Raw genomic sequence first — 13,590 nt, 5'->3', positions numbered from 1 at the left:
GGCGTCGGCCGCGGTCAGCCCGACCTCCTCAGCCGGACGCCGAGATTTCCTGCTTGAGCGCGTCGGCATCGCTGGCCGGCATGGTGATGGGATGCACCGACTCGCCCGGCCGTCCCGGATTGGAGACGATGGAGGCTTCGAGCGAGACGGTGACCGTGCCACCGGAGGTGTTGAAGATGTAGTCGAGCCGGAAGGCGGCGTCCTGGCTCTGGCCGTTGGTGCGCTTCAGGGCCTCGTCCGGCGTCAGGCGCTTCTCGGCAACCAGCTGGGCCGGCTGGTCCACGGTGATGTTGTATTGCCGCGCCCGGCGTGAGGTGGAAATGCGCGCGCGCACCAGGGTCGGATCGGCGTTCGGAAGCTTCACCTCGATGCGGGGAACCGCCGGGCCTTCCGGCAAGGGCGCCTGCTCGGCGGGCATCATCGGGGGGATGGGGTCCAGGGACGCCTGTGGCGGAGCGCGGTCGTACCGCTCGCCGCCACAGCCCGCGAGAAGCAGCACGAGGGCCACCGCCGAGATCCCTTTTCCGCCCGTCATCCGCACGGCTCCCGCTGCCTCCACTGCCGCGCGCTTTCGGCGCGCCTGGTGATGAAAATGCCTGACCAAGGTTAAGTCCATGCGGCGCATGAGCGAAATGGATCCCGATCGCATCGGCACGATCAGGGTCCCGTATAGGACACTTTAGGGTCCGGCATCCATCCCGTCGCGCGGTTTTGCGCTCACGACGCCGTTTCCGGCTCCACATAGCGCGGGAACACGCCCACCGGCGCAGGCAGGACGCGGCCGGCGGGCAGCCGGTGGGCGGCGCCCAGCCGGTCGAAGCCGCGCTCGTCCGCCGGCACCACCACGAGGTCGAGCAGCTTGGCGGCGCTCTGCGGCATCACCGGCTGCACCAGGATGCCCACCTCGCGGATCAGCTCCGCCGTCACCCACAGCACGGTCGCCATGCGGGCGGGATCGGTCTTGCACAGGGCCCATGGCGCCTGGGCGGCGAAATAGCGGTTGGCCTCGGCCACCACGTTCCACACCGCGGCGAGATAGTGGTGGATGGCCTGGCCGTCCATGGCCTCGCGGCTCTTCTCCAGCATGCCGTCAGCCAGGGCGAGGATGGCCTCGTCCTCCGGCGACAGCGGGCCGGGCTGCGGCACCACGCCGTCGAGGTTCTTGGCGATCATGGACAAGGAGCGCTGGGCGAGGTTGCCGAGATCGTTGGCAAGGTCCGCATTCATGCGCGCCACGATGGCCTCGTGGCTGTAGGAGCCATCCTGTCCGAACGACACCTCCCGCAGGAAGAAATAGCGGATGGCGTCCACGCCGTAGGTTTGGGCAAGATCGAACGGGTCGATCACGTTGCCCACGGACTTCGACATCTTCTCCCCGCGGTTGAACAGGAAGCCGTGGCCGAACACGCGTTTCGGCGCCTCCAGCCCCGCCGACCACAGGAAGGCCGGCCAGTAGACCGCATGGAAGCGGATGATGTCCTTGCCGATCACATGTACGTTCGCCGGCCAGAACCTTTTGAACAGCTCCGCCTGCGTATCCGGATAGCCGAGCGCCGTGATGTAGTTGGTGAGCGCGTCCACCCACACATACATGATGTGCTTGTCGTCGCCGGGCACCGGAATGCCCCAGTCGAAGGTGGTGCGGGAGATGGAGAGGTCCTGCAATCCACCGGACACGAAGCTCACCACCTCGTTGCGCCGGGCCTCCGGCATGATGAAGCCGGGATTTTCCGCATAATAGGCCAGAAGCCGGTCCTGATAGGCAGAGAGGCGGAAGAAATAGCTCTCCTCCTCCACCCACTCCACCGGCGTGCCCTGGGGGCCGAGGCGGACGCCCTGCTCGTTCAGCTGGGTCTCGTCCTCTGCGTAATAGGCCTCGTCACGCACCGAATACCAGCCGGCATAGGTGGATTTATAGATGTCGCCGTTGGCGGCCATCTTCGCCCAGATGGCCTGGCTGGAGGCGTAATGCCGCTCCTGGGTGGTGCGGATGAAATCGTCGATGGAGAGGTCGAATGCCTCCACCATGGCCTCGAAGCGCGGCACGTTGCGCGCCAGCAGCTCGCGCGGGGTGAGGCCGGCCTTCTGGGCGGTCTGGAGCATCTTGATGCCGTGCTCGTCCGTGCCCGTCAGGAAGCGCACGTCGTAGCCGTCGAGCCTCTTGAAGCGCGCGATGCAGTCGGTCGCGATCGCCTCGTAGGCATGGCCCATGTGGGGCACGCCGTTGGGATAGGCAATGGCAGTGGTGATGTAGAAGGGGGGCTTGGCGGACATCGGGCGCTCGGAACAGGCTGGCTCGGAAAAGGGCTCCGGCCCCGCGCGTCGCGGCGGCTTGTCAGCGCACGGCTTCGGCGAGATCGGCAAAGACACGGAACACCAGCGCCTTGCGATCGAGATTGAAGACATCCGCCTCGCGCGCGCTGCGCCGCACCTTCTCCCATACCTCGCCGAGGCGGACAAGGCGGTGGCGCGGCTCTTCGCCTTGCGTCGCACGGGCCGCCACATAGTCGCTCACCGCCTCGATGAAGAGGTCGAGCCCGTCGGCGCGGTCGCCCTGGAGGCGGGCGCCCAGCGCGTGGAGGTCCTCCGGACGGGGACGGGGGAGCTGTTCCAGCGCCTTCAGGGTGGCGACGCGCACCTCCATCCCCTCCCCCCGTGCCAGCACGATGGCCCGGCGCACGCTGCCGCCGCTGGCCTCGGCGGCGGACGGCAGGGTGGCGGCGTCGAGGTCCGCCATCTCCTCCTTCAGGTGATCGAGGGCGGCGAGCACGTCCGCACTGTCGAGCGGGCGCATCCGCAGCAGGCGGGTGCGCGAGCGGATGGTGGGCAGTACCCGGCCCGGCGCGTGGGAAATGAGCAGGAACAACGCCTTGGGCGGCGGCTCCTCCAGCGTCTTCAAAAGCGCATTGGCGCCGAACGCGTTGAGTTCGTCCACCGCGTCCACGATGCAGACGCGCCAGCCCCCGGCCGCCGCCGTGGCGCCGAAGAAGCTGCGCACCCGCCGCACCATTTCGGCCGGAATGACGGTGGGGATCTTCTCCTCCCCCGCCTCCGGCACCCGGTGCAGCACCAGCAGGTCCGGATGGCTCTGGGATGCCACCTGCCGGAACACGGGATGAGTGACCGGCAGATCCAGCGAGTGACCGCCGGCCTGCGGGCCGCCGGACAGCACCATGCGGGCGAGGCGATAGGCCAGCGTCGCCTTGCCGATCCCCTCCGGTCCGCCGATGAGCAGGGCATGGGGCAGCCGGCCGGCGCGGAAATCGCCGATCAGGTCGGCTTCCACCACGCCATGGCCGAACAGCCGCGCCTGATCCCTGGGATGGGGCGCGCCGGGCAGGATATCGCCGGAGACGATCTCGCTCATAAGACGCGGTTCTTGGGGACGCGGTTCTTCGGGATCTGGCTAAGGGCCGGCGCCATCACGACGCCTCGGCCGTGGCGTGAAGGCGCAGGCGAGCCGCGACGATGCCGGCAATTTCCGCCGCCACCGCGTCCGGGTCCGGCGTGGCGTCCACCAGCACACAGCGCGTGGGCGCCCCTGCCGCGCGGGCGACAAAAGCCTCGCGCACGGCCGCATGATACGCCGCGCCTTCCTTCTCGAACCGGTCGGGATCGCCCTTGCCGCGCGCGGCGGCACGCGCGAGGCCGGTTTCCGGCGGCACGTCCAGGATCAGGGTGAGGTCCGGCCGGGTGCCGCCCGTCGCCATCTCCTCCAGCGCGTCAAGGAGATGGGGCTCCACCTGACCCACGGCGCCCTGATAGACCCGGGTGGAGTCGATGAAGCGATCGCAGATCACGATCTTGCCCGCCGCCAGCGCCGGGCGGATCAGCGCTTGCACATGGTCGGCCCGCGCGGCGGCGAACAGCAGCGCCTCGGCCACCGGGCCCAACGGTTCCGCCGCCCCCGACAGCAGCACATGGCGCACCGCCTCCGCCCCCGGCGAGCCGCCGGGCTCGCGGGTTTCCACCACGTCGTGGCCAAGGGTGCGCAGATGCGCCGCGAGGCGACGGGCCTGGGTGGACTTGCCGGTCCCCTCCCCGCCTTCCAGCGTGATGAAGCGTCCGTTGGTCATTTGTGGAGCTTCGCCAGCGCGCGCTTGGCAAGATCGCGCACGCTGTCGCCCATCAGGGTTAGGCCGCCGTCGAGGGCGCGATCCACCAGCGAGCCCACCGGCACGTCCTCCTGGGTATAGAGCGGCATGTCCAGCACCTTGGTCTGGCCGCGCGTCACTTCGAGCCGGCCCACCTGCGTGCCCTTGGTCACCGGCGCGCGCAGCGGACCCATATAGACCACGCGGGCGCTGATGCGCTCATTGCCCGATCGCGGAGTGAGCACGGTCACTGGCCGTCCCCCCACGAGGCCGACGCTGCCCGAGGCGCCGCCGAACACCTGGGCGCGGCCCACCTCCTGGTCGGCGGCGAAGATCACCCGTTGGCGAAACGACTGGAAGCCCCAATCCACCAGCTTGCGGGTCTCGTCCAGCCGTTCCTTTTCGGACCGCGCCGCCAGCACCACCACCACGAGCCGCTGGCCGTTCTGCACCGTCGAGCCGAGGGCATGGTAGCCGACATCCTTCAGCCAGCCGATCTGGAGCCCGTCCGCGCCGATGCCCGCATCGAGCAGCACGTTGCGGTTGCGTTGCTTGATGCGGCTCCACTCGATGCCGGGCCGCGCGAACACGGGATAATAATCGGGATAGGTGCGGATGATGTGCTGGGCCAGCACGGACAGGTCGCGCGCGGTGGAAAACTGGCCCGGATCGGCGAAGCCCGTGGCATTGCGGAACTCGGAATTGGTCATGCCGATGGCCCTGGCCCGTTCCGTCATCATCTGGGAGAATTCGACCTCGGTGCCGCCGATGCCCTCTGCCAGCGCGATGGCCGCATCATTGCCCGAGACCACCAGCATGCCGGCGAGCAGTTCGCCCACAGGGGCCGGCTTGTTCACCTCGGCGAACATGGCCGCGAGGCCCGAGGGGCCGCCGCCGCGGCGCCAGGCGTTGACACTCACCGTGAATGGCGTGTCGAGGGCGATCTTGCCGGCCTTGAGCTGGGAGAACACCACGTCCGCGGTCATCACCTTGGCGAGGGTGCCGGGGGCGATGCGGCGGTCCGCATCCTTCTCGAACAGGATCGTTCCGGTCTCGTAGTCCACGAGGATGGCGGAGGGCGCCTGGGTCTGGAATCCGTCAGCCGCGTGCGCGCGACCCGTGGCGGCAACCATCGCGGCGGCAACCATGGCGACGGCAACCATGGCGACGGCCGCGAGACGAAGGACGAAGCGACGCTTCCGCAGCATGTTGATCCACCTGGCTAACCCGGATCGGCCACGGCCACCGCGGGCAAGATTTACTGCCCAAGACGTGCCGCCCAAGATTTCCCACCCAAGACTTCCCACCCAAGACTTCCCACCCCGGACGCGCCCGGCCGAGACTCAGCCGCGCAGCCGACCATGCGCCGCGATGATCATCCAAGGTCGACAGACGGGTAAAGCCCTGACGCGCAGCGCAAGGGGAAAAGCAGTTCAGCGCGCGCCTTCGGCGGGCACGCCGGCAAAGCCCAGCCCGCTGACCGGGGCCGCGCCGGAGGACCAGCCCGATGCGCTCGCCACTGCGATCGAGCCCGCATTCGAGGCCGGGCTTCCGGATGTGCCGAGGTCATAAGGCCGCGATGGGGGCACCGGCGCCTCGGCGCTGGGCGGGGTAGAGGCCGGCACCGCGCGAACCGACGGAACCTCCGGCACGAAGGGCCGGGCAGACGCCACCATGACCGGCGATGTGGCCTTCAGGTCCGCCAGGGTGCCATCCTGGCGCAGGGTGGAGGCCAGCTTGACGTCGTCATCCTCGTCGATGGGCGCGCGGCCCATGTAATCGACCCGCACCCGGGCGACGCCGAACTTGGCGAAGCCGAGCAGCTCGGCCGCGCGATAGGACACGTCGATCACGCGGCCGCCCACATAGGGCCCGCGATTGTTCACGCGCACGATGATGGAGCGTTTGTTGGCAAGGTTGGTCACGCGCACATAGGACGGCATGGGCAGCGTCTTGTGGGCCGCCGAGATGGAGCCCATGTCGAAAATCTCGCCGTTGGCGGTCTTTCGCCCGTGGAAATCCTTGCCGTACCAGGAGGCGAGGCCTTCGTCTGAGTAGTTGGGATTTTCCGCCGGCACATAGGTGCGCCCGGCCACCGTATAGGGCTTGCCCACCTTGTAGCCGCCGCCGCCGCGGGGCACCGGATCGCCCTCCGCCACCACACGGGGGCTGGCCGAGACGCCGTAGAGGGGATCGATCTTGCTGCCGAGGGTATCGATGGAGCCGCAGCCCGCGATGGCGAGGCAGCCGGCGAGCGCCGCCGCGACTTTCGCTCCCGCACCGCTTCCGGCCTTTGCCGCTGTTGCCGCGCCTGCCACAGGCGAACAGGACGTCTGCAAGGCAGCCGGAATGCGCGGAAGGAAGTGCAACGACGGTCCCCTCTTCATCGATGCCCGGTCTCCTGCTTGCGCCGAAACCCGGCCGGGATGTCTTCAAGGCGCGCGCCATCCTTGAGCCGGACAACCGCATTCTTCGCCAAAAGCAGGGCTAATGACGGCGAAAATGGGGCGAAGCCGCGGCCATGGTTAACGCAACACCTCCCTGGGGGAGGTCTCGACGGGTGCCGGCGGGTGGGCTAGATGAGGGCTTCAGCCGGACTCGGCACGGGGCCTCAATGCCCCCATGCGCATTCGGAAGGGTGGCCGAGTGGTTTAAGGCAGCGGTCTTGAAAACCGCCGTGGGTGGAAGCCCACCGTGGGTTCGAATCCCACCCCTTCCGCCATTTCAGTCCTCGAATGGGCACTGCGTTTGCGCCGGGTTTCCCGCAACCTTCCTGATGTGGGCGGGAATGACCGGGGGCCTGGAAGCCGGAGGCAACGTCAGGGTTTTGCGCTCATGGCAGAAAGCTCCCGTCCGACGCCAGGATGATCTCATATTCGAAATGGTCGCGAGGTTCGCCCGGCTGCCAACCGTTTCTCGGCTTGCTGTCGTCGAGGTAGATCACCGTCCAGTCAGGCAGTTCACGCTTCACGCATCGTGCGACGAACAGGCCGAATGCAGCGTGCGCGGCATCGTTAAACACGTGTGACATGCTCGAACCAGCCGCGTGCTCATACCACGCCTGCCATCCACGCAGCATGGCGAGCGTTTCCGATGAAACCGGAAGGTCGGCAGCATTGCAGGCCGCACCTCGATAGTCCCACACGCCATCAGCGGAATAGTCGCACATGATGCGGACCCACTTGTCGCGCTTCAGGGTTTTTCCGGACATGCTCATCTGTTCCTGAGTGGCCGTTTGCCTACAGCCTGCATCGCCGGCCCGATTGAACAGACCGGATGGAACCATCGGCGATGGCCGGCCAGCAGACAATTCCCCCGGCCCGACGGCACTCTTTCCAAGGCGCCACCGGAGCTGTAATTTCAGAAGACTATCGTCCATTGGCAACTTCACGGCGGGGTCGTGGCGTAGCGTTCATACCGAGGTGGATCCTTTCGTGAAACGTCCGTCCCGGTTGATCGGCCTGCTCGCCAAGCCGGTGATCATTGCCAGTGTGGTCGGCTGCTTTTCGTTTTTCGGCCTGGCGGACCAGATCGCCGGGTTCAGCGCCAATCTGGGCGACAGGGACAGGATCGTGCGCTGGTCGGCGGTCTTGTCCGGCGCCACCCGCGATGCCGTTCCGGTGACGCTGATCGACATCGATGCGGCGGCGATGGCGCGGCTCGGGCATCCCCAGCGCGCCCCCCGCGATATGGTCGCCGGGCTGGTGGCGCTGGCGGCGGCCAAGGGAGCGAGTGGCATCTTCCTCGACATGGATACCTCGCAGCCGGGAATGCCGGCGGGGGACCAGGCCCTGCTCGCCTTCGTCTCGGCCTATCCGGGGGATGCGCCGCCGCTCGCGCTCGCACGCCGGCTGGGGCCGGCGGAGCCGGCCGGCAACCGCGAGGAGACCCTTGCCGAGCAGCCCTCCATCCTCGATGCCGCCGTGCGCGGGCGGGCGAACATCCTCTGGGCAACGAGCATCAGCCGCATCGACGAGGATCGCGTGGTTCGGCGGTGGGAGCTGAGCCAGACCTTCTGCGCGCCGGACGGTGGGCGCACCCTGCCCTCGCCGCAGCTCTTCGCAGCCGCGGTGGCCAGCGCGCAGCCGCGGCCCCTGTCCGATATCCAGGCCTTCGCGGCCGCCCGCACCCGCGCGATCTGCGGTGCCGGCACGGCCGCCGCCGCTTCGCCTGCCCCTTCCCCTTCCCCTGCCCCTTCCCCGATCCCTAACCCCACCTGGCCGCGCAATCCCGACCAGCGGGCGGCAATCCCGTTCCTGATCGCCGACGGACCCGATCTGGCCGCGCCGCAATTCATCCGGCGCGACGGCCGCAACGTGCCCCTGTTCCGCCGCGTATCGGCGCGCGCGCTGATGACCCCGGCCGGGACCGTCGTCGCTGCGCGCGCGGTGGCCGACGACCTGCTGCGCGACCGGTTCGTCATCATCGGCGCCAGCCATGCCGAAAGCATGGACGGACATCTCACCCCGATCGGCTTCCTTCCCGGAGCGCTGATCGTTGCCAACGCCGTCGCGACTGCGCCTGCCGTGCTGTCGGGGCAACCGCTCGGCGCTGCCGGCGCGACGCTGATCGCGCTGGCGCTGTTCGGTGCCCTGATGGCGATCACCTCGCGGCTGCGGGCGCTCGCAGCCAGCGTCGTCGTCGCCGTCGCGGTGCTGGGCTCGCTGCTGGCGCTCGGCCGCATCTTCGCCCCCTCCACCGCCGGCGACATCGTGCTGGCGGCCCTCGGCATGGTGGCGTTCCTGTCGACCCTTGACGGCCTTTTCACCCTTGGCAAGGACTGGCGCACCCGGGGATGGCGCGCGCTGCTGAAGCCGGGCAAGCCGCGCGCAGCGCAAGGCACGGAGGACGTCGCGTGAGGAGGACAGCCATGCTGCTTACATGGGTGCGCCGTGGGGTGCTGGCCTTCGCCCTGATGGCTGCCGCGAGCCTTCCGGCGCCGGCCGGGGACGGCGCCATGCGCACGCCGGCGGGCTATGTCGTCGGCATCGAAACGCCTGCCGCCGAGCCCGACGAGGCCGCCCATATCCTGCGCGAGGGGCAGGAGGTCCCGGTCCAGATCGGCGGCGCCCTGTTCGATGGCGACCAGGTGGTGGTGCGCACACCCGACACCTGGGTCGCCATCGAGACGGTGAATGATCGCCACATGCGCGTGGATGCGGCGCACTCGCCGCACCCGGTCAAGGGCGAGCTTCCGGCCGGCGGGCGCTTCAGCGCATTCGCGGCCATGGTCGGGGAGCTTTTCCGGGCGCGGCCGGAGGCGCGGACCGTCAACCTCATGGGGCGCAACGAGGGGGCTTTGCGGCTCCAGATCGGCCGAAGCGTCACCCAGCGCGTGGTTCCCGGGACGCGACTGTGGATCGGCTGGCAGGGCGGCGTGAAGCCCTACACCGTCGAGGTCCGCCAGCGGGCCGAAGGCGACGCCGTGCTGGCTGCGACGCGGGCCAGCGGGCGCTCGGCGTCTGTGGCGCTCCCGCGCGCGGCATCCGGCCCCCTGCGGCTCTCGGTGAGCGACGCAGAGGGCGCGCAGGTGCATATGGACCTTATCGCGGACCCGGCGCCGCCCGCCGTCCCGGCATGGATCAGCGATGGCGCGCCGACGCCGGCCTTCGGCCAGGTGGCAACCGCGCTCTGGCTGCTCGACCGCAAGCCTGCCGAATGGGACCTGCACGCCGCCGCCATTGCCGCGGAGGCGGGAGACTACGGCGCCGCCGAGGCCTTGCTGCTCCGCCTCGCCGAAGGCAAGAGGCCGTCGCGATGAGCGTGCGCCGCGCCCTGCTGGTCGCGCTCTTCGTCCTCGGCTGCGCCGTGGCGCCCTCCGCGGCAATGGCGAAGACACGCGCCCTGCTGGTCGGCGTCTCCGATTATCCGGGCTTTCCCGCGGACAAGCAGTTGAAGGCGCCGGCCAATGATGTGCGCCGCATGCGGTTGGCGCTGCAGGCGCGCGGCATCGCGGAAGCCGACCTTGCGGTGCTGGCCGATGGAGTGGAAGGCTCGTCCGGCGCGCCGACGCGCGCGGCCATCCTCACCGGCATGGAGCGCCTCGCACGGGAGGCGGAGACGGGCGACCTCGTCATCTTCTATGCCTCCGGCCACGGCTCCCGCCAACCCTCGCGCACCAGCCTCAAGGTGGATGGCCTTGACCAGGTGTTCCTCCCCCGCGATGCCGCGCCACCGGGGCCGGGCGGGCCGCGCAACCGGTTCGACAACGTCATTGCCGGGCCGGATTTCGGCGAACGCCTCGATGCCATCCGCGCCCGCGGGGCCGATGTCTGGTTCATTCTCGACAGCTGCTTCTCCGGGTCGGCCTCGCGGGCGATCGGCGACGGGGTCCACGACAAGAAGATCGAGCTGGAGGACATCGGCCTGGCTGCCTCCACGGCCATGGCGCCCGAGAAGACCACGGTGCTCGCAGACATGGCGCCGGCCCTGCCGCCCGGCTCGGGCAGGCTGACGGCCTTCTACGCCTCGCAGCCGAACGAGACGGCACGGGAGGTGGCGCTGCCGCCGGGGGCGCCGATGGACAAGCGCGTCTGGGGCTCGATCTTCACCACCGCCCTCACCGACGTGCTCAAGCGCTCTCCCGCGCTCACCTATCGCCAGATGATGGTCGAAACCGGCCGCCTGCTGCGCGCCGACGCCGCCTTCCAGGCGCGGCAGACGCCGAGTTTCGAGGGCGACGGCATGGATGGGGCACTGCCCGGCGCGGCCGTCGCCTCCGCCGGCGCGTTCTGGCGGGTGAGTAAAGGCGTGCTGCATGCCGGACAGATCGAGGGGCTGGAGGCCGGCGCCGTCGTGGCGCTCTACGACAGCGCCGCGCCCACCGTCGAAAAGCCCACGGGCTACGCCATGGTTGAAGACGTGGAGGCGACCCGCGCCACGCTCGCGGCAGTCAAGCCCGGCTGCGTGCCCACGACTAACCTGTGCCCCACGGTGGCGAATGCCCCTGCCCTCAGGCAGGCCGCCTACGCGCGGCTGGCGCGCCCCGCGCCCCCGGCAGCATTCGGCATCTCTCACCCTCGCCCGTGGCCCGGCGCCGGCACGCCGGACGCGGCGGCACAGGCGCGCATGGGCAAGGGGCTTGAAGCCGCGCTGGCCGGCCCGCTGAAGGCGCGTGCCAGGCTTGACGATATCGCCCCCACCCTGGTGGCCTGGATGACAGCCGACGGCATGCGCTTCATGCCGGACGGCCTCGACCCGCTGGCGGTGGAGGCCGGGCCGCTGGCGGTGATCCCGCCCGACGCGAGCCCGGACACGGCCGCCGCCGCCATTGCCCGCGCCGTGCTGCGCGCCCGCCAGCTCTCGCGGCTTCAGGCCCTCGCCGCGGCCACCAGCGCCAACGCCGACCTGGACGTGGCGATCAAGGTCCGGCGCTTCGGGCTTGATCCATCGACGCGGCAATGCGCGTTCAAGGCCAATGCGGAGACCGTCGGCGAAGATGCCATCGTCAAGCTCTGCGACAAGGTGCAGGTTGCGGTTGAAAACCGCAGCACGCGTCCGGTCCTGGCGGCAATCTTCTTCCTCGACGACGGGTGGAACATGATCGCGCGGCGGCCGACCTGCCCCATGGGGCTCACCGTCTCGGACCGGCTGGAGCCCGGTCGGCGGCTGGTGTTCGAGGTGCCCTATCACCCCCGGTCCATCGTGCCCGGACGTGCGCCGACCACCACCAACGGGGTCTTCGTCATGGGCGTGCCCTTCGTGGAAGGCGAAACGGACCTGCCCGCGCTGTGCGCCCTGACCGGGTTCAATGATGCGAGCGGCCAGGCCACCCGCGGCGGCGAGACGGGGGGGCTCGATGACCTGATCGAGGGTGCGACGCGGGGCGGACGGCTGCCGCTCGAAAGCGCCAGCCTGTCCCTTGCCTTCTGGCCCATCAGCCAGCCCGTGAAGCCCTGAGGTTCAGGGGCGCTTCTGCGGCTTGGCGGGTCCTTGCGGTGCCGCCGCCGCCGGGGGGGCTGGCGTGGCGATGGTCTTCCTCATCCAGTCTGTATAGAGGGCTAGCCGGGTATAGACGCCGGGCAACTCGGCATGGCCGCAGCCGATGCCGAAGCTGACAATGCCCACCTGGACGAAGGAACCGTCCGCCTTGCGGCTGAGGATCGGGCCACCCGAGTCGCCCTGGCACGTATCCACCCCGTCCACGGCGGCGCCGGCGCAGAACATCTGTGGCGTCACCACGCCGCCGATCTGGGGAAGCTGCTGCTCCAGCGCCCTGCGCCCCGCAGGCGACAGGTTGAACACGTAGCTGAGATCCTCGATCGCCTTGCGTGCGTCCGGCGAGTTCACCAGCGCCGAGGTGAGCACGCGGTTGCACGTGTTGCGATCCACGGCATTGAGTGTGGTTTCCATCAGGTTGGGCGACGGGCTGCCGCCCTCGGAGGTCGTGCCCCAGCCGATGATGTGCAGCCTGGCCTCGTTCGGAAGCTCGGCGGGCTCGGAGGCCTGGGTCACCACCGTGACCTGCTCCACCTTGACGTTGCGCCGGGGCGCGCGCTCAAGCTCGACCAGGGCGATGTCATTGACGTTGGTGCCGGTCACATATTTCGGATGGGCAATGATGCGCTTGATGGGGATCCAGTCGCGCGCGTCCTCATCGGCGATGAGGCTGGTATTGCCGACGTGAACGAACAGGTTCTTGGTGCTGCGCAGTCCGTCGACCTTGCCACCCTGGCCCTCGACGAAACAATGCGCGGCCGACAGGATCCAGCGCGAGGTCAGCACCGTTCCCCCGCACATGGGGGCGAAACTCGTGACGTTGCCGTTGGTGCCGGCCACGCGGACGATCCCGGCCTGGAACGGATAGGAGCCCGGCGCCGCCTGCTGTCCGCCGACGATCTTCTCGTTGGCGCCGCTCTTGAGGATCCCGCCCTTCTTGAGCGCCATGCCGGCGGCGTCGTAGGGCAGCGCCCGCGCATTGCTGGCGGGCCGGAAGGGCCGATCGGCGGTGCCGATATCGTCCGATGCCGGCAGTGTGGACGGGCGCGCGCCCACCGCGGCAGGCGCCGGCTCAAGGCGCAGCTGCTCTCCCGGCACCTGAGCCTGGGCGGCGAAGGCGCCGCCGGACAGACACGCCGAGAGCGCGACGAAACGGAGCGTCGGCCTGTGGACAAGCGGTCGAAGCAACTGGAGCATCATGTGAGGCACTCTGTGACGACGGTGGGGATTTCCGGGCCGAGTCGCCGGAGTGCTTGCCTCTGGCATTCATGGTCTCCGGGCTGAGCGGGGCAGAGATTAAGAGTGGCAGAGCTGAACGGATCGGGAGGCCGATCCGTTCCGGATGGGACTTGGGTCTCGGAAGCGGGCGTCTGCGGCAACGCCGCCCACGGTCTCCGCGGACGGTGTCAGTGCGCGCCGGGCACCACGATGAATGCTGGCTTCATTCGGCTCCCCGACCCATGACGTTGCGAGAATGTCAGACATTCCGGGAACGTCAAATGCCCCCGCCGGAGCATGCGCCCATTGGCTTGCATGGCAATCCGGTCGGATCCAAGCC

At 69.3% G+C, this 13,590-nt stretch carries 11 protein-coding genes and 1 tRNA gene; 4 read left to right on the top strand and 8 right to left on the bottom strand.

The genetic code is table 11. The annotated features are described in order from the left end of the window. Window positions 1-28: 28 nt before the first annotated feature. From V5F48_RS07425 to V5F48_RS07400, 6 genes are all read right to left on the bottom strand, one after another. A complete protein-coding gene (locus tag V5F48_RS07425) occupies window positions 29-535 on the bottom strand; it encodes a hypothetical protein (protein ID WP_394258184.1) in 507 nt (168 codons plus the stop codon). A gap of 182 nt (window positions 536-717) precedes the next feature. Continuing rightward, a complete protein-coding gene (metG, locus tag V5F48_RS07420) occupies window positions 718-2,274 on the bottom strand; it encodes a methionine--tRNA ligase (protein ID WP_394258183.1) in 1,557 nt (518 codons plus the stop codon). A 61-nt stretch (window positions 2,275-2,335) separates the two neighbouring features. Beyond that, window positions 2,336-3,367 carry a DNA polymerase III subunit delta' gene (locus V5F48_RS07415; RefSeq protein ID WP_394258182.1) on the bottom strand — a complete coding sequence of 344 codons (1,032 nt, stop codon included), beginning with the start codon at window positions 3,365-3,367 and terminating at the stop codon, window positions 2,336-2,338. A 55-nt stretch (window positions 3,368-3,422) separates the two neighbouring features. Beyond that, window positions 3,423-4,076 (bottom strand): dTMP kinase, encoded by a 654-nt coding sequence (gene tmk, locus V5F48_RS07410; RefSeq protein ID WP_394258181.1) that lies wholly within the window; start codon window positions 4,074-4,076, stop codon window positions 3,423-3,425. Next, window positions 4,073-5,302 (bottom strand): D-alanyl-D-alanine carboxypeptidase family protein, encoded by a 1,230-nt coding sequence (locus tag V5F48_RS07405; RefSeq protein WP_394258180.1) that lies wholly within the window; start codon window positions 5,300-5,302, stop codon window positions 4,073-4,075. The genes tmk and V5F48_RS07405 overlap by 4 nt, the downstream gene beginning before the upstream one ends. Before the next feature lie 225 nt (window positions 5,303-5,527). Beyond that, the gene (locus V5F48_RS07400) at window positions 5,528-6,481 is read right to left on the bottom strand and encodes a septal ring lytic transglycosylase RlpA family protein (protein WP_394258179.1); all 954 of its coding nucleotides are present in this window, start codon (window positions 6,479-6,481) and stop codon (window positions 5,528-5,530) included. A 245-nt stretch (window positions 6,482-6,726) separates the two neighbouring features. Here V5F48_RS07400 and V5F48_RS07395 point away from each other — a divergent pair. Then, a tRNA-Ser gene (locus tag V5F48_RS07395) sits at window positions 6,727-6,816 on the top strand. A 111-nt stretch (window positions 6,817-6,927) separates the two neighbouring features. On the opposite strand, the gene V5F48_RS07390 is transcribed toward V5F48_RS07395, so the two are convergent. Then, window positions 6,928-7,305: a hypothetical protein gene (locus V5F48_RS07390; RefSeq protein WP_394258178.1), complete on the bottom strand. Its 378-nt coding sequence runs from the start codon at window positions 7,303-7,305 to the stop codon at window positions 6,928-6,930. A gap of 223 nt (window positions 7,306-7,528) precedes the next feature. On the opposite strand from V5F48_RS07390, the gene V5F48_RS07385 reads away from it, so the two are divergent. The 3 genes from V5F48_RS07385 to V5F48_RS07375 are packed head-to-tail and all read left to right on the top strand — an operon-like array spanning window position 7,529 to window position 11,993. Then, entirely contained in the window at window positions 7,529-8,953 is a 1,425-nt protein-coding gene (locus V5F48_RS07385) for a CHASE2 domain-containing protein (protein WP_394258177.1), read from the top strand. Between the two features lie 11 nt (window positions 8,954-8,964). Next, entirely contained in the window at window positions 8,965-9,855 is an 891-nt protein-coding gene (locus V5F48_RS07380; protein ID WP_394258176.1) for a hypothetical protein, read from the top strand. Beyond that, the gene (locus V5F48_RS07375; protein WP_394258175.1) at window positions 9,852-11,993 is read left to right on the top strand and encodes a caspase family protein; all 2,142 of its coding nucleotides are present in this window, start codon (window positions 9,852-9,854) and stop codon (window positions 11,991-11,993) included. Before V5F48_RS07380 ends, V5F48_RS07375 begins: the two co-directional genes overlap by 4 nt. Window positions 11,994-11,996: 3 nt before the next feature. Here V5F48_RS07375 and V5F48_RS07370 read toward each other — a convergent pair whose 3' ends face one another. After that, window positions 11,997-13,232 (bottom strand): serine protease, encoded by a 1,236-nt coding sequence (locus V5F48_RS07370; protein ID WP_394258174.1) that lies wholly within the window; start codon window positions 13,230-13,232, stop codon window positions 11,997-11,999. Window positions 13,233-13,590 lie beyond the last annotated feature (358 nt).

It is taken from the genome of Xanthobacter autotrophicus ATCC 700552 (assembly GCF_043194565.1).
In the GTDB taxonomy this organism is placed as follows: Bacteria; Pseudomonadota; Alphaproteobacteria; order Rhizobiales; family Xanthobacteraceae; genus Xanthobacter; species Xanthobacter autotrophicus_F.
This window is presented reverse-complemented; position numbering and strand designations above follow the sequence as displayed.

Coding starts and splice junctions, on each gene's coding strand:
- V5F48_RS07405 (WP_394258180.1), bottom strand. CDS start 5,302: ATGCTGCGGAAGCGTCGCTTCGTCCTTCGTCTCGCGGCCGTCGCCATG.
- V5F48_RS07400 (WP_394258179.1), bottom strand. CDS start 6,481: ATGAAGAGGGGACCGTCGTTGCACTTCCTTCCGCGCATTCCGGCTGCC.
- V5F48_RS07415 (WP_394258182.1), bottom strand. CDS start 3,367: ATGAGCGAGATCGTCTCCGGCGATATCCTGCCCGGCGCGCCCCATCCC.
- V5F48_RS07375 (WP_394258175.1), top strand. CDS start 9,852: ATGAGCGTGCGCCGCGCCCTGCTGGTCGCGCTCTTCGTCCTCGGCTGC.
- V5F48_RS07425 (WP_394258184.1), bottom strand. CDS start 535: ATGACGGGCGGAAAAGGGATCTCGGCGGTGGCCCTCGTGCTGCTTCTC.
- V5F48_RS07380 (WP_394258176.1), top strand. CDS start 8,965: ATGCTGCTTACATGGGTGCGCCGTGGGGTGCTGGCCTTCGCCCTGATG.
- V5F48_RS07370 (WP_394258174.1), bottom strand. CDS start 13,232: ATGATGCTCCAGTTGCTTCGACCGCTTGTCCACAGGCCGACGCTCCGT.
- metG (WP_394258183.1), bottom strand. CDS start 2,274: ATGTCCGCCAAGCCCCCCTTCTACATCACCACTGCCATTGCCTATCCC.
- V5F48_RS07390 (WP_394258178.1), bottom strand. CDS start 7,305: ATGTCCGGAAAAACCCTGAAGCGCGACAAGTGGGTCCGCATCATGTGC.
- tmk (WP_394258181.1), bottom strand. CDS start 4,076: ATGACCAACGGACGCTTCATCACGCTGGAAGGCGGGGAGGGGACCGGC.